Origin of the sequence: Rhizobium leguminosarum, from assembly GCF_001679785.1 — a bacterium.
Classification (GTDB): domain Bacteria; phylum Pseudomonadota; class Alphaproteobacteria; order Rhizobiales; family Rhizobiaceae; genus Rhizobium; species Rhizobium leguminosarum_R.
This window is the reverse complement of the sequence record NZ_CP016286.1, coordinates 1,169,308-1,189,369: the sequence shown is the minus strand read 5'-3', so window position 1 is coordinate 1,189,369 and position 20,062 is coordinate 1,169,308. Positions and strand designations below refer to the sequence as shown.

The window sequence follows — 20,062 nt, the reverse complement described above, 5'->3', positions numbered from 1 at the left end:
CCGCAGTCGAAGTTCGTTCCGTCTCCCGGCGGCTGCGACACGAACTTCAGAATCGCAACGCCGTATTCATCAGACCCAAGCGACGCGGCGAATCTTTGACGGAAAGGCCGCGAAACGCGCTTTATCGGGAAAATTGTATCTTCCGATCCTTGTCGAAGGCTTTGCGTCCAAATCGCCTGAAAGGCAAGGTCTATTTGGAGATTTCAGACAGCGTATCGGTGCCGTGCTCGGCGGCGAGACGCCGCATTTCGGCGACCTTGGCCTGATATTCGGCTTCCGAGATCGCGCCTGCCTTGCGCCGGGCGGCAAGTGCCGTCAGCTGATGCTGCAGTTCGGCCGCCTGCTCGTCGCTCATCTGCACATTGGCGGCGGTCAGCGGCGCGCCGAAATTCGGATAGCCGTCCGGGTATTTTGCCAGGCCGCCCTCGGCCGCCTCGCCCTTGGTGGCCGGCATGACGACGGCGGTCGGTGCCGCTCGCTTCGCGGCGGCTGCGGCTTTTTGTTCCGCCGTCAGATTGCATCCGGCAAGAACCATCGCCGCCGCGGCGCAGATCAGTGCGGTGCGGTTGAAGGTTGCGATGCGCCGAATGCCGTTCTTCGTCATGCCTCAAAAATCCAGTTTTGACTGCTTCGACTGTTAAATTTGTCGCAGCCACAAAGCAATAGCATGAGCCGACGCGGGTGGAACTTGTTTTCTCGTTCGATCACGATGTACAACGAATGGATAAAAAGAGTGGTGCTGCCGCCGGAGGAAATGGTGACCGACAGCAAGCAGGAGAATGGCGGCAAGGCCGGCTTCGACGCGACCGATCTCGATCCCTATCTGTTGAAGGATCCTGAGGCCATGGCGATGAATTTCGCTCGGGCGCTCGAAAATCTCGGACAAGCAGCGTCTGCCTGGCTTGCGCCGCGCGAACGCGGCGAGATCAGCGAAAGCGCCGCCGATCCGATGACCGACATGGTCAAGACGCTTTCCAAGGTCACCGAATACTGGATTTCCGATCCGCGCCGCACCTTCGAGGCACAGACGCAGCTGATGTCCTCGTTCTTCGGCATCTGGATGCGCTCGATGCAGCGCATGCAAGGCATGCGCGGCATGCAGGGCGATCCCACGCCTCCCGAGCCGGACACCCGCAAGGACAAGCGTTTCTCGGACGAGGACTGGGAGAAGAATCCATTCTTCGATTTTCTCCGCCAGGTCTATTTCGTCACAACCGACTGGGTGGAAAAGATGGTGTCGGAGACCGATGGTCTCGACGAGCACACCAAGCACAAGGCCGGTTTCTACGTGAAGCAGATCACGGCAGCGCTTTCGCCGACCAATTTCATCGCCACCAATCCGCAGCTCTACCGCGAGACGATCGCGACCAGCGGCGCCAATCTGGTGCGCGGGATGAAGATGCTGGCCGAGGATATTGCTGCCGGACATGGCGACCTTCGTCTTCGCCAGACCGACATGACGAAATTTGCCGTTGGCCGCGACATGGCGCTGACGCCAGGCAAGGTGATCGCCCAGAACGACATCTGCCAGATCATCCAGTACGAGGCTTCGACCGAAACGGTGCTGAAGCGGCCGCTTCTGATTTGCCCGCCCTGGATCAACAAGTTCTATATTCTCGACCTCAACCCGCAAAAATCCTTCATCAAATGGTGCGTCGACCAGGGGCAGACGGTCTTTGTCATTTCCTGGGTCAACCCGGATGCGCGCCACGCCGACAAGGACTGGGCGGCCTATGCCCGCGAGGGCATCGATTTCGCGCTGGCAACGGTCGAGAAGGCGACCGGCGAAAAGGACGTCAACGCCGTCGGTTACTGCGTCGGCGGCACGCTGCTGGCGGCAACACTGGCACTGCATGCCAAGGAGAAGAACAAGCGCATCAAGACCGCCACACTCTTCACCACCCAGGTCGACTTCACCCATGCCGGCGACCTCAAGGTCTTCGTCGACGAGGAGCAGCTTGAATCGCTCGAAGAGCATATGCAGGCGGCCGGCTATCTCGACGGTACGAAGATGTCGATGGCCTTCAACATGTTGCGCGCCTCCGAGCTGATATGGCCTTATTTCGTCAACAACTACCTCAAGGGCCAGGATCCCCTGCCCTTCGACCTGTTGTTCTGGAACGCCGATTCGACCCGCATGGCAGCGGCAAACCATGCCTTCTACCTGCGCAATTGCTATCTCAAGAATGCGCTGACGCAGAACGAGATGATCCTCGACGGCAAGTCCGTGTCGCTGAAGGACGTCAAGATCCCGATCTATAATCTCGCCACCCGCGAGGATCACATCGCCCCTGCCAAGTCCGTCTTCCTCGGCAGCCGGTTCTTCGGCGGCAAAGTGGAATTCGTCGTGACCGGCTCCGGACACATCGCCGGCGTCGTTAATCCGCCCGACAGGAAGAAGTATCAATTCTGGACGGGCGGCCCCGCCAAGGGAGACTACGAGACCTGGCTCGAGCACGCGACGGAGACTCCGGGATCATGGTGGCCGCATTGGCAGGCCTGGATCGAGACGCATGACGGCAGACGCGTGCCGGCCCGCAAACCTGGCGGCGATGCGTTGAACGCGATCGAGGAAGCGCCGGGAAGTTATGTGATGGAGCGCGCCTGAGAAGGCCCAACACATCTCTTTTTGAGACGTCGAGAGACAGAGCGACACCGCGTAAACAAATTAGAAACCATAATTCGTCATCCTTGCGAGACAGTCGGACGTCGTGGGTGGTCTAAATTCGGCCCATTTGCGCCTGTACCGGCCCCGGCGAAGTGTAGTCAGTCAGTGCCGCCGGCCTGCGTAGCGAGTTTGAAAGACGAGTGTAGTATGGCGTGTGCGGTTGGGACGTTCGATGACGTCACCCCTCTTGGCGGATCTGCTTTCCGTTGGCGCAGATCTCGCAGTTTCCTTTACGGTGTTGTCGGCGCCGGATTTCTGACCTCCACATGGCTGATCGCGACCTTCGCGACGATGCACTCGATAGCCGCTCCCTATTCTCCGTCCGATCGCCTGGCACAGCTCGGCGCTGCGCCGAAGGTGGCTCCGTCAACGCGCCATGAGAGGCTGATCCATGTCGGCAAGGCCGACCGGCTGGCCGCCTTCGATGCGAAGCCGAAGGTCCCGCTGACGGCGAGCCTCATTCAATCCCATGCCGAAAAGACCGCCGCCGCGGCAACGGCGCTTGCGGTTCTCGCCAAAAACAACCGGCTCGCCATGGCTGCCGAACAGCCGGTCGTGGCGGCGATCTCCGACAGCGCCAAATTCCGCAAGGACGATCTGATCGCGGCGGCGCCGGTCGAACTCGCCTCGGCAGAGACGGAAGAAGACGACGGCGACCGGATCATCGTTCCCTCGAAGGAGGCGGTCGCCGCAGCCGAACTCCCGACCCTGCTTGCTCTTGCCGATGCCGGATCCCGGCAAATCGCGCCGGCTCCGGTCGAGCCAACCGCATCTCCCCTCAAAACGGCCTCCATTCCCGCATCGGAACCAGCTCCGGTGGTTGTCGCCGCCGCGGAAGACGCGCCACCCTTCGATCTCGTGTTGGCGCCGAACGAGCATTCGGTGCCGCTGCCGATGGCGCGTCCTGACGGACTCGTCGGCAAACCGACACCGCTCTCCAAGGGGTCTGAGCGCTCTGGCGAGCCTGTGCTTGCCTACGCCCAGCCGAACGCGCCGATCGAGGATGACGAGGACGATGCTGTGCCGCGCTACGACAAGCCGGTCTTCTCGCCGAAGCTGCGCGCGGGCGTGGCGATCTACGATATCGAAAACAGCACCGTCTATCTGCCGAACGGCGAGCGGCTCGAGGCCCATTCCGGGCTCGGCAAGATGCGCGATAAGCCGCGTTTCGCCAACAAGAAGATGCGCGGACCGACGCCGCCGCACACCTATGTTCTTACCATGCGCGAGAGCCTTTTCCACGGCGTCGAGGCGTTGCGGCTGACACCGATCGAGGGTTCGGACGCCATCTATGACCGTGTCGGCCTGCTCGCCCACACCTACATGCTCGGCAAGAACGGCGATTCCAACGGCTGCGTCTCCTTCAAGGATTACCGCCGCTTCCTCGCCGCCTACAAGCGCGGCGACATCAAGCAGCTCGTCGTGGTGCCGCGGCTGAACAACAAACCGTCTTCGACGCTCGCCTCGCTGTTTTCGTCGCGCAGCTGAGGATTGGAGAGCACTGCCGTTTGCCCGGCAGTGGACGCTATTTTAGCCAGGCTGCGATTCGCTCCACCGCCTCGGCGATCTCTGCCTGCGAGCCCGCATAGGACAGACGCAGCGTTCGATTTCCCTCCAGCGGATCGAAATCGAGACCGGGCGTGGCGGCGACGTCGATTTCCGCGAGCATGCGTTTGGCAAAGCCCATGCTGTCATTGGTGAAGCGGGTGACGTCGAGATAGGCGTAGAAGGCCCCGTCCATCGGCGAGGCGATCGAAAACCCGATCTGCGGCAGTCGCCGCATCAGCAAATCGCGGTTGCCGGCGTAACTGGCCTTGTAACGATCGAGCTCGGCACCGGCGCTCAGAGCGGCCGTGGCGGCGATCTGGGAAAGCTCGGGCGGGGAAATATAGAGGCTCTGCGCCACCCGCTCGATCGGCCGAACCAGGCGCTCGGGAAGCACCATCCAGCCGATTCGCCAGCCGGTCATGCAATAATATTTGGAGAAGGAGTTGATGACGATCGCCTCGTCGGTCAGCTCCAGCGCGCTCGCCTCCTCGCCGGCGAAGGTCAGCCCGTGGTAGATTTCATCGGAGATGAAGGCGATGGAATGGGCCGCGCAGTAATCCGAAAGCGCCTTCAGCCCCTCGCGGCCGGTCACCGTGCCAGTCGGATTGGCGGGGCTTGCGAGCAGCACGCCTTTCAGCGTGATGCCGCTTTCCTTCTGCGCCGCTTCGAGGCTTTGCGGCGTCAGGGTGAAGTGGGTCTCGGCCGTTACCGGCACTTCGAGAACCTTCAGGCCCAGCGCACCGAGGATATTGCGATAGGCGGGATAACCGGGTCTTGCGATCGCCACCGCATCGCCGGCATCGAAGAGCGACAGGAAGGCGAGATTGAAGCCGGCCGAGGAACCGGTGGTGATGGCGATGCGCTTGGGATCGATCTCCAGGCCGTGGCGATCCTTGTAGTGCCAGGCGAGCGCCGATTTCAGCCGTGCCGTCCCCAGCGCATCGGTATAACCGATCCGGCCTTCGGCAAGGGCTGCGCGCGCTGCTTCGAGGGCCGCTTGAGGGGCCGGATGCGAGGGCTGACCGACTGCCATCGAGATGACGGGATGGCCGGCAGCGCGCCGCTTCGTCGCCTCGGCCAAGACGTCCATGGCGTGAAAAGGCTCGACTTCGCTGCGTTTCGATATGGAAAACAAGATCGTTTCTCGCTCAGCTTCTTCAATCACGGCCCGACAATTGCCGCATTAATCGGCTCATCACAATCCCGCGAGGGCCGCGCGGGGATGAAAAATTCTGGTTTGAGCAGAACCGAACGCACCGTACCTTGACGCGACGCATTCAAGTCCATTAACCCGGCGACGGTCTTCTTAACGAAGAGACGACCATATCGCCGATGACGAGGATATCATGGCATTCTTCCCGAAGACCTTCACCGCACTGGCGCTTGCCGCATCGATCGCCCTTCCGCTTCCGGCGGCAGCGCTCGACGACCAGCAGAAGAAGGAGTTCGGCGAATTCATCAAGCAATACCTGCTCGAGAACCCCGAGATCATGCTTGAAGTCCAGGATGCGCTGCAGAAGAAGCAAGAGGCCCAGCGGTCGGTGAAGGCCAATATGGCGATCGAAGAGAACAGCACCGACATCTTCGAATCGAAGAACGACGTCACGCTCGGCAATCCCAAGGGCGATGTCACTGTCGTCGAATTCTTCGATTATAATTGCAGCTACTGCCGCCATGCGCTTCCCGACATGCAGGCGATGCTGAAGAAGGACAAGAACGTCCGTTTCGTCCTCAAGGAATTCCCGATCCTCGGGCCGGATTCTGTCGCCGCCCACAAGGTGGCCGACGCCTTCCGCAAGCTCGCACCGGAGAAATATGCCGATTTCCACGTCGCGCTTCTCGGCACCGAAGGCCGCGCCTCCGACGAAACAGCAGTCGCGGTCGCAGCTTCGCTCGGCGTCAGCGAGGACAAGATACGCGCCGAGATGGCAAAGAGCCCGAATGACAGTATAGTCCAGGCGACCTACCAGCTCGCCTCCAGTCTCGGCATCAGCGGCACGCCGTCCTATGTGATCGGCAACGAACTGGTGCCGGGCGCCGTCGGGCTCGACGATCTTGAAGCGAAGGTCAAGAACATGCGCAGTTGCGGCAAGACCGCCTGCTGAGCAATCAACCGCCGAACGACAGCCCATCAAATCGCCAAAATCGAAGCGTTTCAACCATGTGGACAAATGTGGCACGATTGCCGCTGGCCAATCCGTAAGGGCTTTCATTCAGCCTTCGCGGAGTCTATAGGTTGCCGTCGTACATTTTACGGAACATTCGATGACGCAAACGATTTTTGTCCTGAACGGCCCCAACCTGAACATGCTGGGCAAACGAGAGCCCGGCATTTATGGCGGCAAGACGCTCAAGGACATCGAGCTGGACTGCAAGGCCGCAGGCCGCGAACTCGGTATTGATATCGATTTCCGCCAGAGCAACCACGAAGGCATGCTCGTCGACTGGTTCCATGAGGCCGACGAAAAGTCCGTCGGCGTTGCCATCAATGCAGGCGCCTATACGCATACATCGGTCGCGCTGCATGATGCGATCCGCGCTATTTCCATTCCCGTCGTCGAGCTCCACATATCCAACGTGCATGCACGGGAAGAATTCCGCCACAAGTCGATGATCGCGCCGGCATGCAAAGGCGTGATCTGCGGCTTCGGGCCTCACAGCTACATCCTGGCGCTCCACGCGCTGAAGAACATCACGGCATAAGAAGAAGACAGGGCAACACCATGGCTGAAAAGAAATCGGGTATCGACCAGGCACTGATCCGCGATCTCGCCAATATTCTCAACGAAACGGACCTGACCGAGATCGAGGTCGAGCAGGACGACCTGCGCATCCGCGTTTCGCGCGCCGGCACGCCGCAATATGTCCAGGCGCCGATCGCAGCACCTGGTTATGCCGCGCCCGCAGCCGCCGCTGCGGCAGCCGTTGCTGCGCCTGCCGCAGCTCCCAGCCGCAACCCGGCCAATGTCGTCAATGCACCGATGGTGGGTACCGTCTACATGGCGCCGGCTCCGGGCGCGCGTCCGTTCATCGAAGTCGGCGCAACCGTCAAGGAAGGCCAGACGCTGATCATCATCGAAGCGATGAAGACGATGAACCAGATCCCCTCGCCGAAGGCAGGCAAGGTGACCGAGATCCTCGTCGATGACGGACATCCCGTCGAATACGGCCAAGCCCTCGTCGTCATCGAATAGGCCGATGCCCATGATCTCGAAAATCCTCATCGCCAATCGCGGGGAAATCGCCCTTCGCGTGCTCCGGGCCTGCAAGGAGCTCGGCATCGCCTGCGTCGTGGTTCATTCCACCGCCGACGCCGATGCCATGCATGTGCGCCTTGCAGACGAAAGTGTCTGCATCGGCCCGCCCTCCTCGCGCGAGAGCTATCTCAACATCCACCAGATCGTCGCCGCCTGCGAGATCACCGGCGCCGACGCCGTGCATCCGGGCTACGGCTTTCTGTCGGAGAATGCCAAGTTCGCCGATATCCTCGAAGCCCACGGCATTACTTTCATTGGGCCGACGGCGGACCATATCCGCATCATGGGCGACAAGATCACCGCCAAGACGACGGCGCTGGAACTCGGCATTCCCGTCGTTCCGGGCTCGGACGGCGAAGTGAAGACCGAAGAGGATGCGCTGAAGACGGCCGCCGAAATCGGCTATCCCGTGTTGATCAAGGCCACTGCCGGCGGCGGCGGGCGTGGCATGAAGGTCGCCAAGAGCGAAGCCGATTTGATCGAGGCCTGGTCGACGGCGCGCACGGAGGCGGCAGCCGCCTTCGGCAACGATGCCGTCTACATGGAAAAATATCTCGGCAAGCCGCGCCACATCGAAATTCAGGTGTTCGGTGACGGGGAAGGCAATGCCATCCATCTCGGCGAGCGAGACTGCTCGCTGCAGCGGCGCCATCAGAAAGTCTGGGAAGAGGCGAATTCGCCGGCACTCAACGTCGAGCAGCGCATGAAGATCGGCCAGGTCTGCGCCGACGCCATGAAGAAGCTGAAATATCGCGGCGCCGGCACGATCGAATTCCTCTACGAAAACGGCGAGTTCTATTTTATCGAAATGAACACCCGCCTGCAGGTGGAGCATCCGATCACCGAAGCGATCACCGGCATCGACCTCGTGCACGAGCAGATCCGCGTCGCTTCCGGCGGCGGTCTCTCGGTGACGCAGGACGAAGTGCATTTTTCCGGTCACGCCATCGAGTGCCGTATCAATGCCGAGCACCCGCGCACCTTCGTGCCTTCGCCGGGCACGATCACGCATTTCCACGCGCCGGGCGGCCTCGGCGTGCGCATCGATTCCGGTGCCTATCAGGGCTACAAGATCCCGCCCTATTACGACAGCCTCATCGGCAAGCTGATCGTGCACGGCCGTACCCGCGTCGAATGCATGATGCGCCTGCGCCGGGCGCTCGACGAATTCGTCGTCGACGGCATCAATACGACGCTGCCGCTGTTCCAGGATCTCGTCTCCAACCAGGATATCGCCAACGGCGATTACGACATCCACTGGCTGGAAGACTACCTCGCCAACACACCGGCGGCATAGGACAGGAATGGCAGGATCGCGCAGGAAGTCACCAGGCATAACCCCTGACATTCTCCTGCGCGCCTATTCCATCGGCCTGTTCCCGATGGCCGAATCCGCCGACGACCCGGAGATCTTCTGGGTCGAACCGGAACTGCGCGGCGTGCTGCCGCTCGACCATTTCCATGTGTCGAAAAGCCTGGCCAAGGCGGTGCGCAAGAAGCCCTTCGAGATCCGTTTCGATTACGCGTTCGATCAGGTCATCGCCGCCTGTGCGGAGGAGACGTCCGGGCGCCCGAGCACCTGGATCAACAGGACGATCAGATCGCTTTACGCGACGCTCTTCGACATGGGCCATGCCCATACCGTCGAAGCCTGGGAGGGCGATGAACTGGTCGGCGGCCTCTACGGCGTCTCGCTCGGCTCGGCCTTCTTCGGTGAAAGCATGTTTTCGCGCCGGACAGATGCTTCGAAGATCTGCCTCGTGCATCTGGTCGACCGGCTGCGGGAAAGAGGCTTCACCCTGCTTGACACGCAGTTCACCACCGAACACCTGAAGACGTTCGGAGCGATCGACGTTCCGAAGGCCGACTATGCCGCGATGCTTGCTGCGGCGATGGAATCGCCGCACCTGGCTTTCTGACGATCATTATCCGATGGAGGTTTTGATCGAGCGGGACGATCCTCCGAGGTGACCTACGGATAGCACATGAGGATCAGGCGCATATGGAGATGCCAGCCTAACGAAGATGCAGCTATTTCGCCTTGGCGCCGTCGGGAGACGGGACATCCGAGTTTGCCTTGCAGTCCTTCAGCCAGACGTCGTAGATCGGGTGCTCGACCGCGTTGAGGCCCGGGCTGGCGGCGAACATCCAGCCAGTGAAGATGCGGCGGATCTTGCGGTCAAGGGTGATCTCGTCGACCTCGACGAAACCGTCGATCTTCTGTGCTTCCGACTGGTCGCGCGAATAACAGGCCTTCGGTGTCACCTGCAGCGCACCGAACTGTACCGTCTCATTGACATAGACGTCGAACGTCGTGATGCGGCCGGTGATCTTGTCGAGGCCGGAAAAGACGGCAACCGGATTTTCGATGCGTGCGGCATTTGCCGCAACTGGCGGAAGCAGGGCCGAGAGCGCCAGCAGCGATCCGGCGGCACGCAGGACCAGGTTCCGCGTGAAGAGCTTCATATGTACCCGTCTCCAGACATTTTCAGTTCACAGCCGCGGTCAAGCGCGGCCAACCTGCGGGTAAAGGTCAATTGTGGCCAAAAGCCGGGTCTTGGGATCGCCCGGTCGAGCCGTCTCAGTTGCCTGGCGTCCAGGCGTCGTAATCGCCGGTGACGCGCGGACGCTCGCCCGGAACGGCGATGGAACCCGGCGGACGATAGGCCTGCGGCGAACCGGTATGGTTGGGACGGTGGGGCTTCTGCCACTCCTTGGCGACGTAGGTCTCCTTGGACGGCGGCACGTCTGTGCGATGATGCATCCAGCCATGCCAGCCTGGCGGAATGGCGGAGGCTTCGGCATAACCCTTGTAGATCACCCAACGCCTCGGCAGACCGTAGGAGGACATGCCGCCTTCGTAGTAGACGTTGCCGAATTCATCCTCGCCGACGCGCTTGCCAAAACGCCAGGTCGCAAAACGCGTGCCCATCGTCTGACCGTTCCACCAGGTAAAGGTCTGAACCAGAAGATTCCACATGTCTTTTCCTTGTGCCCGCCAGACGCGAGCCAAACCAGAATTCGTTTCCTCGCTTATGCCGTCGCCAAGCCGAATTGTCCAGCGATTCCACGACGGCCATGGGTCATTTCAAAGCCATCTTGAAGCCCAGATGCGAGGGCTTGAAGCCCAGCCTTTCGTAGAAGCGATGGGCATCCTTGCGCACTGCATTCGAGGTCAACGCTACCCGCCCGATACCGCGGCCTTTTGCCTCGGCAATGGCAAATTCGATCATCAGCGCGCCGACCCCCTGCCCGCGCATATCGGCGCGCGTCTGCACCGCCTCGATGATCATCGCCGAGGAGCCGCGGCCGGCGAGCGAGGTCGTCACCATCGTCTGAAATGTGCCGACGACCTCGCCTCTGCGCTCTGCGACGTAAAGCGTCTGGTCAGGCGAAGCCTCGATGGCGACGAAGGCCCTGAGATAATCCGGGAAAGCTTCAGCTTCCGTGGTATCGCCGTGACCGCCGAGTGCGTCGGCGGCAAACATTGCCACGAGCGCCGGCAGGTCGTCCTTGCGAGCTTCACGGATATTCAAATCTTGTGGCATCACACTTTTCTACCTATGTAAAAATCGGACGATGATTGTTGCGGAAGGAAAAAGACGGATGTTCTTGAGCGATGTCCGTGAGGTCAGATACTCCGCTAGGGATATTCGGCTTAGAATTGCACTATCAACACTGGTGATAATTGTTTTCGGCTTCTGGATTTTCGATAGGACTTTGAATTCGTTTTTCCTGTCTCTGCTCTGTGGGCCGCCAATTGCGTACTACCTATTTTGCAATCTTTATGTCCTGATCTTTTTTTCCAATAAGACGATCATTGCGATAGGCCCAAATGGCTTCAAAGATCTTCGGCTAATGCAAGAATTAATTCCGTGGCCGGCAGTCGCACGCATCGAGGCGGCGGCACCCACGCTGGCGCAAAGGATTTTGCGAACAATTTTTCTCGTTCTGGGCAACCTGTTGTCCGCATCGCCGGGAACGGACGCAGAAGGCACTGGAGATACAATCGCTGTCTGGTGCCGACCAGACAGCATTCAGGGTCGCAAACCGGTATTCTCACTATTCCATACCGCACGTGCGACGAATGATCTTCGGCAACTGCGCATCGAAACGAGTGGTCTTACCGTCAGCAAGGATCGACTGATGCAACTGCTCCAGACCTACCACACCCACCACAAGGCACTCAACGATACAGGCGTTTAACCCGCCAAGCGCTTCTCCAACACCAATGCCGGAATGCCGGATTGTCCGGCCACGTCATTCTCGTTGCGGCCAACCTCGGTGAAGCCATGCGTGCGATAGAAGGCGATCGCCGCGGCATTCTGCGGTTCGACTTCGAGGCGCATGATCTCCGCATCGGGAAAGCAGGTTTCGAGTTCGGCGAAGATATCGCGGCCGATACCCTGGCGCTGCAGCGCCGGCCGGACATAGAGGAGATGCAGCATGACCGTCTTCGTCGATTGCTGCGACATTGCCGCATACCCCATGCCGCCAATATTGCGGCCGTCATCGGCAACGAGGAATTCGGCATCCTTTCGCACGAGGCGCGTCTTCAGCGCCGCGGGCGAAAAGAGATGGGCGATCAGATCCGCCACCTTGGCTCTGCCATGCAGGCCGTCATAGGTGGCATGAAAGCTCTCCACCAAGAGGGCGCGCACCTTCTCCAGGTCGCGCTCGCCGGCGGTGCGGACGAAATACACCGCTACTCCTCGATGCCGAGCTTCGCTTTGACGAGGGCCTGGACAGCCTGCGGATTGGCCTTGCCGCCGGTCGCCTTCATCACCTGGCCGACGAACCATGCTGCCATGGTCGGTTTCGCCTTGACCTTTTCGACCTGATCGGGATTGGCGGCGATGATCTCGTCCACGGCCTTTTCGATCGCGCCGGTATCGGTCACCTGCTTCATGCCGCGCGCCTCGACGATCTCGGCGGGATCGCCGCCCTCGGCGAGCACGATCTCGAAGAGATCCTTGGCGATCTTGCCGGATATGGTTCCCGCCTTGATGAGATCGATGATGGCGCCGAGCTGGGCCGGCGAAACCGGCGTCTGCTCGATGTCCTTGCCGGTGCGGTTCAGTGCGCCGAGCAGATCGTTGATCACCCAGTTGGCGGCCGTCTTGCCGTCACGGCCTGCGGCGACGGCTTCGAAATAATCAGCGATCGCTTTTTCGGAAACGAGCACCGAGGCGTCGTAGATCGACAGGCCGAGCTCGCGCACGAAGCGCTCCTTCTTGTCGTCAGGCAATTCCGGCAGATCGGCTTCGAGCGTCTTGATAAAGGCGTCGTCGAATTCGAGCGGCAGCAGATCAGGATCGGGGAAATAACGATAGTCGTGCGCATCCTCCTTGGAGCGCATCGAACGCGTCTCGCCCTTGTTCGGGTCGAAGAGGCGGGTCTCCTGATCGATCTTGCCACCGTCCTCCAGAATGCCGATCTGGCGACGGGCTTCATATTCGATCGCCTGGCCGATGAAACGGATGGAGTTGACGTTCTTGATCTCGCAACGCGTGCCGAAATCCTCGCCCGGACGGCGGACGGAGACGTTGACGTCGGCACGCATAGAGCCCTCGTCCATGTTGCCGTCGCAGGTGCCGAGATAACGCACGATCGAGCGCAGCTTGGTCATATAGGCCTTGGCCTCGTCGGACGAGCGCATGTCGGGCTTGGAGACGATCTCCATCAGCGCGACACCGGAACGGTTGAGGTCGACATAGGACATGGTCGCGTGCTGGTCATGCATCGACTTGCCGGCATCCTGCTCCAGATGCAGGCGCTCGATGCCGATCTCGATATCCTCGAACTGGCCCTGGCGGTCTGGCCCAAGTGAAATGACGATCTTGCCCTCGCCGACGATCGGATCCTTGAACTGCGAGATCTGATAGCCCTGCGGCAGGTCAGGATAGAAATAGTTTTTGCGATCAAACAGCGAGCGCTTGTTGATCTGTGCTTTCAGGCCGAGGCCGGTGCGCACCGCCTGCTTAACGCATTCCTCATTGATGACAGGCAGCATGCCGGGCATGGCAGCGTCGACCATCGAGACATTCGAATTCTGCGGCTTGCCGAATTCCGTCGAAGCGCCGGAGAAAAGCTTCGAATTGGACAGCACCTGGGCGTGGACTTCCATGCCAACGATGACTTCCCAGTCGCCGGTGGCGCCGGGGATGAAGCGTTTCGGATCAGGCGTGCGGACGTCGACAAGGGTCATGTGATGCTCTTTGCAGGCTGTTCTTTTCCACTGTGAGGTAAAGGAAATGGCGTGCCGGTGCAAGGCTTTCGCCATGGAGCGCATCGCGGTTTTGCCGTCCATTAACGGAGACGCGGTACGGCCCCCCCATGACGATGATCGATGTTATCAAATGGGCCTTCCTGTTTCTGGCGCTGAACCTTTTGGTGTTTTCGATCTATCTCAGGGACAAGCAGGCGGCCCGCCAAGGCAAGCGGCGCATCAGCAAGCGCAGATGCCCGGACCGGAGCCAATGCTTAGAAACGGCGCCGGAAACCGCCGGGTCTGACGCCGCGTGAGTCCATTCTTCGTGGACAGCGTTGTCGGCGGCGATCAGGCAACGGTGTTCGAGAATTGCGGACACCGCCAGCGCCTCCAGCTCCGACTGTTGTATCGAGCTGAAGCGCGATTCTCTTTCCTTTCCTTCGTCATTTGCTAGGGTGCAGACAAGGCGCTGATGCTAATTTTGACAGCTAAACCCATAGCTTACTCCGCGCTGACAGGCATTTACAGGAAAGACTTTTACACACTTTAGTTGATAATCTCAGCCGGACGGCTCTGAGCAAAACTCAACTATCTTTCAGCCCTCTCGCCAGCTTCTGTAATGCAGCAAAGGCCGAGTAGCGTTTGGCATGAATCTCCGCCAACGCGCCCCCCGCCGGCCTATAAACATGCGCAGGACTGCACAACCGTTTCATCGCCGAGACTACGTCCGGAAAAGCACCGCCTGCAACCGCTCCAAGGATAGCCGAACCAAGCAGAACCGGCTCTTCCGATACAGTCCCCACCACCGGCGCGCCACAGGCGTCGGCAAGTATCTGTCGGACCAGTTCATGCTGCCCCGCACCGCCACTGATGACGACGCTTTCGATATGCGCACCGGCTTGAGCTTGGGTCTCGATGATCTGTCGCAGACCATAACCGATGCCACAGAGCCCTGCCACGTACAGCGCCACGAGACTGTCGAAATCGCGCTCCATGCCAAGGCCTGCGATCACCGCTCGGGCATGCGGATCGGCAAAGGGTGCGCGATTGCCAAGAAATTCGGGAACGACATGCAGGCCCGCCGCTAAGCGTACGGCCTCCGACATTGCGCCGGCTTTTTCAGCGGCGGCATTTGCGATCAGGACCGGCAGCGGCACATGTCGTTGTTCTGCCATCTCATGCGCTTCGACTGCGGCAGGATGAAACGCCAGCAGTTGATCGATCGCGGCACCGGCAGCGCTTTGTCCCCCTTCATTGAGCCACATGCCAGGAACCATGGCTGAATAATACGGTCCCCAAACACCCGGCACGAAGACGGGCTCGATCGTCGAAGTCATGGTACACGACGATGTTCCGAAGACATAGGCGAGATTGGCACCCGGGCGGCCACCAATACCAACGGTGCCGATGCCGCCAGCATGAGCGTCGATCATACCAGCGGCGACTGGAGTTCCTGGCTGCAATCCCATGGCCTTCGCGGCCTCCGCCGTCAGTCCCTGCCCTAGCGGTGTTCCTGGCTCGACGATGCGCGTGCCGATCCGGGCGAAGCCTTCGTCGGCAAGTGACCCGAGACCGATCTCTTGGAAATAGGTCGGGTCCCATCTTTGCTCGTGGGCAAGATAGGTCCATTTGCAGGTCACGGTGCAGGTGGAGCGCGCAAGGTCGCCGGTTGCCTTCCAAGTAAGGAAATCGGCGAGGTCGAAAAATTGCCACGCCGCATCGAAGGTTTCCGGTCGATTCTGCTTTAGCCAAAGAATCTTCGGCGTCTCCATCTCGGGCGAAATCCGCCCGCCCACATATCGCAGGACATCGTGCCCCATATCGTTGATCCGTTCCGCCTGGACGACAGCACGGTGGTCCATCCAGACGATAATGTCGCGGTTGGGATCCTCCGATGCACCGACAGCGAGAGGGCGGCCGCCCTCGCCGAGCACGACCAGCGAGCACGTCGCATCAAAACCAAGACCAACAATCGCCGCCGTATCCACCCCGGCAGCCATGATCACCTCGCGGATAACATCACAGACGGCGTCCCAGATTTCTGTACTCGACTGCTCGACAATGGTGCCGGCCTCCCGATAGAGGGAAATATCCCGCTTGGCCACCGCCAGCAGCGGGCCCGCCAGATCAAAGAGGCCGGCACGCGCGCTTCCAGTGCCGACATCGACGCCGATGAGATAGCGTGAGGCGGGCGCTGTGGTGTTCGCTGCGTCGATCATGATATTGGCTCTTGCATATGTTGGGATGTTGGGAAGGTGCCGTCAGCTTCGATCAGAGATCGACGCTGTTGGGCAAGATGACCAGGTCGCGGATGGTGATGTTGCGAGGACGCGACAGCATGAAGAGCACGGCATCGGCCACTTCCTTCGGCTGCATCAGACTGCCATTGGCTAGCGCTTCCTCCATCTTGGCCTTCGGCCAGTCATCGAGCAGAGCGGTGACCACCGGACCAGGCAGAATTGCGCCCACGCGCACCCCATCCTTTGCGACCTGCCGGCGGGTCGAATGAACAAAAGCCTGAACCGCGAATTTCGACGCCGTGTAGATCGGCTCCCAGACAACCGGCACGACACCGGCAATCGAACTGGTGAACAGGATGTCGCCCGACTTTTGCGCGATCATATGTGGCAGCACGGCGTGAACCGAGCGGAAGGCGGCGTTGATATTGAGGTTGAGCATCCGGTCCCAGGCATCCGGATCGCCTTCCGCGACCGGACCGCCAATATAGCCACCGGCATTGGCATGGAAGATGTCGAGACTGCCGGCGACCTCGAGAATGCGCGGCAGAATGCCGGACAATTCCTTACCGTCGAGCAGATCGACCACGAGCGGCTTGGCGCGGTCTCCGAGTTCCGAGCAGAGCGCTTCGAGCTTGTCCTTGGCCCGGTCGATCAGCACCACGGTTGCTCCTTCCGCCAGCAGGGTACGGGCGCATTCGAGACCGATGCCCGATGCGGCGCCGGTGATTGCGGCAACTTTGCCCTTCATGAGTTCAGCCATAAGATTTCCTCCAGTTTATTGTTAGGCACGGCCATGGCTGACACGCGAACGGCGCGCAAGCGAGTCGACGATGACAGCAATCGCCAGCACCGCGCCGGTGATCATGTAGCGCAGGGACGAACTGAGATTGAGCAGGGTAAGGCCATTGGAGATCGCCTGGATGACAATGATGCCGAGCAGGGCCGAATAAGCGCTGCCACGGCCGCCAAACAGGCTTGTCCCGCCGATGACGGCTGCCGCGATCGCATTCAGATTGACATCGCCGGTGCCGGCCTGCTGGCTGGATGATGCCAGGCGAGATGCCGAGAGGATGCCACCGAGGGCGCCCAACGTCGAGCAGAGCATGAAAGCGCTCAGGTAGATGCGACGGACATTGATGCCCGAGCGGCGGGCCGCTTCACGGTTTCCGCCGACGGCGAACATCGACCGCCCCCACTGCGTCTTCGTCAGCGCATAGTTCAAGATGACGGCCAGAGCGACGAACAGGCCGAACATCCACGGCACGCCGCGGCCGAGGTTCAGATAATAAACAGCGAATTCCAGAGCGACCGTCAGCACGGCCACCTTGACCAGGAGATTGCTCAACGGTCGCGAGGAGAGATTGACCGATTGCCTGCGTTTGCGAATGGCGAGGCCGGCAATGACCATGACGAGACCCGGCACCAATGCCAGACTATGCGACATCCAATCCGGCATCACCAGGATCTGACCGAAGCGCACCAGGGATGAGGCATAGGGAAGATTGATGCTTCCGGTCGCGCCAAGGATATAGAGCTGCAAACCCAGGAGTGCGAGTAGACCTGCAAGCGTGGCAACGAAGCTCGGCATGCCCAGCCGGTTGTACATCACGGCGTAGAGCGCGCCGACAAATGCGCCGGTGGCGAGCGCCGCGAAGATCGCGACGATGACAGGCAGACCCGAGTTGACCCAGAGCACACCGATGATGGCAGATGACAGGCCGCTCATCGAACCGACAGACAGGTCGATCTCGCCCAATAGCAGGACGCAGACGATGCCGAGCGAGATGATGCCCACGGTCGCGCAATCGAACAGCAGATTCACGAGATTGTTCGGCGCCAGGAAGATCGGGTTGAGAATGCTGAAGACCGTTGAGATGACGATCAGCCCCACCGCCACCGGCAGCATGCCGAGATCGCCGGAGCGCACGCGATTAACGAAACTCCTGAGCATGCCGGCCAGGCCATCATCATGTTTGACCCTGATGTCGCCGCGGTCCAGGGCCTGATTCTTGTTTGACATATTCTCGCTCATGCGATGCTCCCGCTGCTTTCGTTTTGGCCCACCTTACGATCCAGGCGGCGCGACACGGAGTTTTCCGTGGCTCCGGTGATGGATGCGACGAGTTCCTGATTGGATGCATCGGGGCTGAAGATGCCGTTGTTGCGCCCGAGACGCAGGACAACGATGCGGTCAGCCACCGCACGCACATCTTCCATGTTGTGGCTGATGATGATGACGCCCAACCCGCGATCACGGACGCGTTCAATGAGATTCAGCACCTCGGCAGTCTGCGCCACGCCGAGAGCCGCGGTCGGTTCGTCGAGCATGATAATTTTCGGGTCGAGAAGCAGGGATCGCGCGATGGCAACTGTCTGGCGCTGACCACCCGACAGTGAAGCAATGGGCTCTCGTACCGACGGAATGCGCGCCGCCAGTTCTTTCAAGAGCGTCCAGGCGCGGACCTCCATGGCGATTTCATCGAGATTCCACGGCGACAGTTCATGACCCAGGAAGAGATTGGCGACGACGTCGAGATTCTCGCAGAGGGCCAGATCCTGAAACACTGTGGCGATGCCGAGTTCAAGGGCGCGGCTTGGACTGTCGAGCGACACCTCCTGGCCACAGAACTCGATTTTTCCGGACGACGGCTGGTGCACACCTGCCAGAACCTTGATTAGGGTCGACTTGCCCGCGCCATTGTCTCCGACGAGAGCAACGACTTCGCCGGCACGCACTTCCAGATCAATATCGGTCAGCGCCGACACCGCACCAAAATTCTTTGAGATATTGGTGAGCCGGAGAATGGGACTACCTTTCTCCGGGTTCGCCCTGTGTTCTTGCACCATGGTTTTGACGCTCTTTTTAGGTTCGGGGGTATCTCCGGCCACGCCTTGGCGCAGCCGGAGATCTTGGGAGAACTATTACTTCGTAATGCCGAGCTTCTTGCAGCCTTCGGCGTATTCACCGGTGCAGACCTCTTCAGGGGTCTGGATCTTCTTGTCGAAGATTTCTGCCTTGATGTTGTCTGCCGTCACGACGGCCGGCACGAAGAGTTCGGACGGCGTGTCGTAAAGCGAGGTCTTCGCCTTCGGCTTTTCGCCCTTCAGAAGCTGTACCGCCACCTTGGCGGCAGCAGCAGCCACGATTTCCGACGGTTTGGAAATCGTGTTGTACTGGTCGCCGGAGATGATCAACTGCAAGGCCGCAATAGTCGCGTCATTGCCGGTGATGGGCGGAACAGGGTTTACGCCTGCAGCCTTGAAGGCCGCGATTGCGCCGCCGCCCGTGCCGTCATTGGCAGCGACAACGCCCTTGATATCCGCGCCAAAGCGGGTGATCTGACCGGCGGCCCATTCCTGGGCCTTCGGCGGCGCCCATTCCGGCGTGTCGAATTCCGCAAGTGTCTTGTAGCCAGAATCCTTCAGGCCGCGATGGATACCGTCACGGATAAGGCCAGCCGCCGCGTCGGTCGGAGAGCCATTGATCTGCAGCAGGCCGGCGCCCTCTGCAACGCCGCTTGCCTTGAGATGCTGAACCAGCGACTCGGCGATGGCATGGCCGATGCCTTCATTGTCGAAGGATACATAGAAATCCGCCGGCTTGGCAGGGATCGGACGGTCATAGGCAATGACCTTGACGTCCTGGGACTGTGCGATCTCGACGAGCGCGGCCGCAGCGGCCGAGTCGACCGGGTCGATCACGACAACCTTGGCGCCCTGGGCGATGACCGAATTGAACTGCTGCTGTTGAAGCGCCGTATCGGCATTGGCATTTTGGTAGATGACCGTGCATTTCGCGCACAGTTTCTCCATCTCCGCCTTGAACCCAGGATAGTCATGGTTCTCGTAGCGCGTCGATGCCTGGTCCGGCATCAGGAATGCGACCGTCGCGGCCTCCTGCGCATAGGCCGAACTGGCAAACATGGCAGCGGCAGCAACCGACACCATCATCATTGAGCGGAATTTCATGTTTTCCTCCTTTTTGAATGCATAAATACGTGCCGAGAAGCGCGTTCCGGTTTCATGCCCAAGCCTCTCCTCAAGCCTTGCTGCAGAGGCAGCAAAGCGTGCATATCACCGCCCTTGCCAACCAGGTTGACGCGGATCATGATCGTGGATTTTCCCGGACACCTCCCGG

21 protein-coding genes and 1 pseudogene are annotated in these 20,062 nt (G+C 60.3%); 9 read left to right on the top strand and 13 right to left on the bottom strand.

Annotation, left to right across the window (positions count from 1 at the left end):
• Positions 1-190: 190 nt before the first annotated feature.
• On the bottom strand, positions 191-604 hold the full coding sequence (locus BA011_RS06055) for an SHOCT domain-containing protein (protein WP_065279781.1): 414 nt from the start codon (positions 602-604) through the stop codon (positions 191-193).
• Between the two features lie 150 nt (positions 605-754).
• Between BA011_RS06055 and BA011_RS06050 the strand changes: the two genes are divergently transcribed.
• The gene (locus BA011_RS06050; RefSeq protein ID WP_237352661.1) at positions 755-2,608 is read left to right on the top strand and encodes a PHA/PHB synthase family protein; all 1,854 of its coding nucleotides are present in this window, start codon (positions 755-757) and stop codon (positions 2,606-2,608) included.
• A gap of 207 nt (positions 2,609-2,815) precedes the next feature.
• Positions 2,816-4,156 carry a DUF2778 domain-containing protein gene (locus BA011_RS06045; RefSeq protein WP_065279779.1) on the top strand — a complete coding sequence of 447 codons (1,341 nt, stop codon included), beginning with the start codon at positions 2,816-2,818 and terminating at the stop codon, positions 4,154-4,156.
• 37 nt (positions 4,157-4,193) lie between these two features.
• On the opposite strand, the gene BA011_RS06040 is transcribed toward BA011_RS06045, so the two are convergent.
• Entirely contained in the window at positions 4,194-5,351 is a 1,158-nt protein-coding gene (locus tag BA011_RS06040; RefSeq protein ID WP_065279778.1) for a pyridoxal phosphate-dependent aminotransferase, read from the bottom strand.
• A gap of 211 nt (positions 5,352-5,562) precedes the next feature.
• Between BA011_RS06040 and BA011_RS06035 the strand changes: the two genes are divergently transcribed.
• From BA011_RS06035 to aat, 5 genes are all read left to right on the top strand, one after another.
• A complete protein-coding gene (locus BA011_RS06035; protein ID WP_065279777.1) occupies positions 5,563-6,321 on the top strand; it encodes a DsbA family protein in 759 nt (252 codons plus the stop codon).
• 160 nt (positions 6,322-6,481) lie between these two features.
• Positions 6,482-6,919 carry a type II 3-dehydroquinate dehydratase gene (gene aroQ, locus BA011_RS06030; protein WP_065279776.1) on the top strand — a complete coding sequence of 146 codons (438 nt, stop codon included), beginning with the start codon at positions 6,482-6,484 and terminating at the stop codon, positions 6,917-6,919.
• Between the two features lie 20 nt (positions 6,920-6,939).
• Positions 6,940-7,410: an acetyl-CoA carboxylase biotin carboxyl carrier protein gene (gene accB / locus BA011_RS06025; protein ID WP_065279775.1), complete on the top strand. Its 471-nt coding sequence runs from the start codon at positions 6,940-6,942 to the stop codon at positions 7,408-7,410.
• Between the two features lie 4 nt (positions 7,411-7,414).
• Positions 7,415-8,770, top strand: coding sequence for an acetyl-CoA carboxylase biotin carboxylase subunit (accC, locus tag BA011_RS06020; protein WP_017960235.1), 1,356 nt, complete (start codon positions 7,415-7,417; stop codon positions 8,768-8,770).
• A 7-nt stretch (positions 8,771-8,777) separates the two neighbouring features.
• Positions 8,778-9,392, top strand: a complete 615-nt coding sequence (aat, locus tag BA011_RS06015; protein WP_065279774.1) for a leucyl/phenylalanyl-tRNA--protein transferase — start codon at positions 8,778-8,780, stop codon at positions 9,390-9,392.
• A gap of 112 nt (positions 9,393-9,504) precedes the next feature.
• Here aat and BA011_RS06010 read toward each other — a convergent pair whose 3' ends face one another.
• The 3 genes from BA011_RS06010 to BA011_RS06000 form a co-directional block, all read right to left on the bottom strand.
• Positions 9,505-9,939, bottom strand: coding sequence for a DUF2155 domain-containing protein (locus BA011_RS06010; RefSeq protein ID WP_065279773.1), 435 nt, complete (start codon positions 9,937-9,939; stop codon positions 9,505-9,507).
• 115 nt (positions 9,940-10,054) lie between these two features.
• On the bottom strand, positions 10,055-10,453 hold the full coding sequence (locus tag BA011_RS06005; RefSeq protein WP_065279772.1) for an NADH:ubiquinone oxidoreductase subunit NDUFA12: 399 nt from the start codon (positions 10,451-10,453) through the stop codon (positions 10,055-10,057).
• 103 nt (positions 10,454-10,556) lie between these two features.
• Complete coding sequence (locus BA011_RS06000) at positions 10,557-11,021, bottom strand: GNAT family N-acetyltransferase (protein ID WP_065279771.1); 465 nt, start codon at positions 11,019-11,021, stop codon at positions 10,557-10,559.
• 58 nt (positions 11,022-11,079) lie between these two features.
• Here BA011_RS06000 and BA011_RS05995 point away from each other — a divergent pair, with 58 nt between their 5' ends.
• Entirely contained in the window at positions 11,080-11,679 is a 600-nt protein-coding gene (locus BA011_RS05995; RefSeq protein ID WP_065279770.1) for a hypothetical protein, read from the top strand.
• Here BA011_RS05995 and BA011_RS05990 read toward each other — a convergent pair.
• Both BA011_RS05990 and gatB read right to left on the bottom strand, forming a co-directional pair.
• A complete protein-coding gene (locus BA011_RS05990; protein ID WP_065279769.1) occupies positions 11,676-12,176 on the bottom strand; it encodes a GNAT family N-acetyltransferase in 501 nt (166 codons plus the stop codon). The genes BA011_RS05995 and BA011_RS05990 overlap by 4 nt on opposite strands.
• Positions 12,177-12,178: 2 nt before the next feature.
• A complete protein-coding gene (gene gatB / locus BA011_RS05985) occupies positions 12,179-13,681 on the bottom strand; it encodes an Asp-tRNA(Asn)/Glu-tRNA(Gln) amidotransferase subunit GatB (RefSeq protein ID WP_065279768.1) in 1,503 nt (500 codons plus the stop codon).
• A 128-nt stretch (positions 13,682-13,809) separates the two neighbouring features.
• On the opposite strand from gatB, the pseudogene BA011_RS05980 reads away from it, so the two are divergent.
• Positions 13,810-13,932 (top strand): annotated as a pseudogene (locus tag BA011_RS05980) (DUF1294 domain-containing protein); the annotation flags it as partial.
• On the opposite strand, the gene BA011_RS46500 reads toward BA011_RS05980, so the two are convergent.
• From BA011_RS46500 to BA011_RS05955, 6 genes are all read right to left on the bottom strand, one after another.
• Positions 13,878-14,078, bottom strand: coding sequence for a transcriptional repressor TraM (locus BA011_RS46500; RefSeq protein WP_420493427.1), 201 nt, complete (start codon positions 14,076-14,078; stop codon positions 13,878-13,880). The pseudogene BA011_RS05980 and the gene BA011_RS46500 overlap by 55 nt on opposite strands.
• Positions 14,079-14,268: 190 nt before the next feature.
• On the bottom strand, positions 14,269-15,903 hold the full coding sequence (locus tag BA011_RS05975; protein ID WP_065279766.1) for an FGGY-family carbohydrate kinase: 1,635 nt from the start codon (positions 15,901-15,903) through the stop codon (positions 14,269-14,271).
• A 52-nt stretch (positions 15,904-15,955) separates the two neighbouring features.
• Positions 15,956-16,684, bottom strand: a complete 729-nt coding sequence (locus tag BA011_RS05970; RefSeq protein ID WP_065279765.1) for an SDR family oxidoreductase — start codon at positions 16,682-16,684, stop codon at positions 15,956-15,958.
• 21 nt (positions 16,685-16,705) lie between these two features.
• The gene (locus BA011_RS05965; RefSeq protein WP_065279764.1) at positions 16,706-17,956 is read right to left on the bottom strand and encodes a sugar ABC transporter permease; all 1,251 of its coding nucleotides are present in this window, start codon (positions 17,954-17,956) and stop codon (positions 16,706-16,708) included.
• Positions 17,953-18,771 (bottom strand): ATP-binding cassette domain-containing protein, encoded by an 819-nt coding sequence (locus BA011_RS05960; RefSeq protein ID WP_151343394.1) that lies wholly within the window; start codon positions 18,769-18,771, stop codon positions 17,953-17,955. The genes BA011_RS05965 and BA011_RS05960 overlap by 4 nt, the downstream gene beginning before the upstream one ends.
• Before the next feature lie 75 nt (positions 18,772-18,846).
• Positions 18,847-19,893 (bottom strand): sugar ABC transporter substrate-binding protein, encoded by a 1,047-nt coding sequence (locus tag BA011_RS05955; protein ID WP_065279763.1) that lies wholly within the window; start codon positions 19,891-19,893, stop codon positions 18,847-18,849.
• Positions 19,894-20,062 lie beyond the last annotated feature (169 nt).

What these genes read in the sequence shown, in the direction of transcription:
- BA011_RS06055 (WP_065279781.1), bottom strand. Translation starts at nt 604, where the DNA reads ATGACGAAGAACGGCATTCGGCGCATCGCAACCTTCAACCGCACCGCA.
- BA011_RS06050 (WP_237352661.1), top strand. Translation starts at nt 755, where the DNA reads ATGGTGACCGACAGCAAGCAGGAGAATGGCGGCAAGGCCGGCTTCGAC.
- BA011_RS06045 (WP_065279779.1), top strand. Translation starts at nt 2,816, where the DNA reads ATGGCGTGTGCGGTTGGGACGTTCGATGACGTCACCCCTCTTGGCGGA.
- BA011_RS06035 (WP_065279777.1), top strand. Translation starts at nt 5,563, where the DNA reads ATGGCATTCTTCCCGAAGACCTTCACCGCACTGGCGCTTGCCGCATCG.
- aroQ (WP_065279776.1), top strand. Translation starts at nt 6,482, where the DNA reads ATGACGCAAACGATTTTTGTCCTGAACGGCCCCAACCTGAACATGCTG.
- accB (WP_065279775.1), top strand. Translation starts at nt 6,940, where the DNA reads ATGGCTGAAAAGAAATCGGGTATCGACCAGGCACTGATCCGCGATCTC.
- accC (WP_017960235.1), top strand. Translation starts at nt 7,415, where the DNA reads ATGCCCATGATCTCGAAAATCCTCATCGCCAATCGCGGGGAAATCGCC.
- aat (WP_065279774.1), top strand. Translation starts at nt 8,778, where the DNA reads ATGGCAGGATCGCGCAGGAAGTCACCAGGCATAACCCCTGACATTCTC.
- BA011_RS06010 (WP_065279773.1), bottom strand. Translation starts at nt 9,939, where the DNA reads ATGAAGCTCTTCACGCGGAACCTGGTCCTGCGTGCCGCCGGATCGCTG.
- BA011_RS06005 (WP_065279772.1), bottom strand. Translation starts at nt 10,453, where the DNA reads ATGTGGAATCTTCTGGTTCAGACCTTTACCTGGTGGAACGGTCAGACG.
- BA011_RS06000 (WP_065279771.1), bottom strand. Translation starts at nt 11,021, where the DNA reads ATGCCACAAGATTTGAATATCCGTGAAGCTCGCAAGGACGACCTGCCG.
- BA011_RS05995 (WP_065279770.1), top strand. Translation starts at nt 11,080, where the DNA reads ATGTTCTTGAGCGATGTCCGTGAGGTCAGATACTCCGCTAGGGATATT.
- gatB (WP_065279768.1), bottom strand. Translation starts at nt 13,681, where the DNA reads ATGACCCTTGTCGACGTCCGCACGCCTGATCCGAAACGCTTCATCCCC.
- BA011_RS05975 (WP_065279766.1), bottom strand. Translation starts at nt 15,903, where the DNA reads ATGATCGACGCAGCGAACACCACAGCGCCCGCCTCACGCTATCTCATC.
- BA011_RS05970 (WP_065279765.1), bottom strand. Translation starts at nt 16,684, where the DNA reads ATGGCTGAACTCATGAAGGGCAAAGTTGCCGCAATCACCGGCGCCGCA.
- BA011_RS05965 (WP_065279764.1), bottom strand. Translation starts at nt 17,956, where the DNA reads ATGAGCGAGAATATGTCAAACAAGAATCAGGCCCTGGACCGCGGCGAC.
- BA011_RS05960 (WP_151343394.1), bottom strand. Translation starts at nt 18,771, where the DNA reads ATGGTGCAAGAACACAGGGCGAACCCGGAGAAAGGTAGTCCCATTCTC.
- BA011_RS05955 (WP_065279763.1), bottom strand. Translation starts at nt 19,893, where the DNA reads ATGAAATTCCGCTCAATGATGATGGTGTCGGTTGCTGCCGCTGCCATG.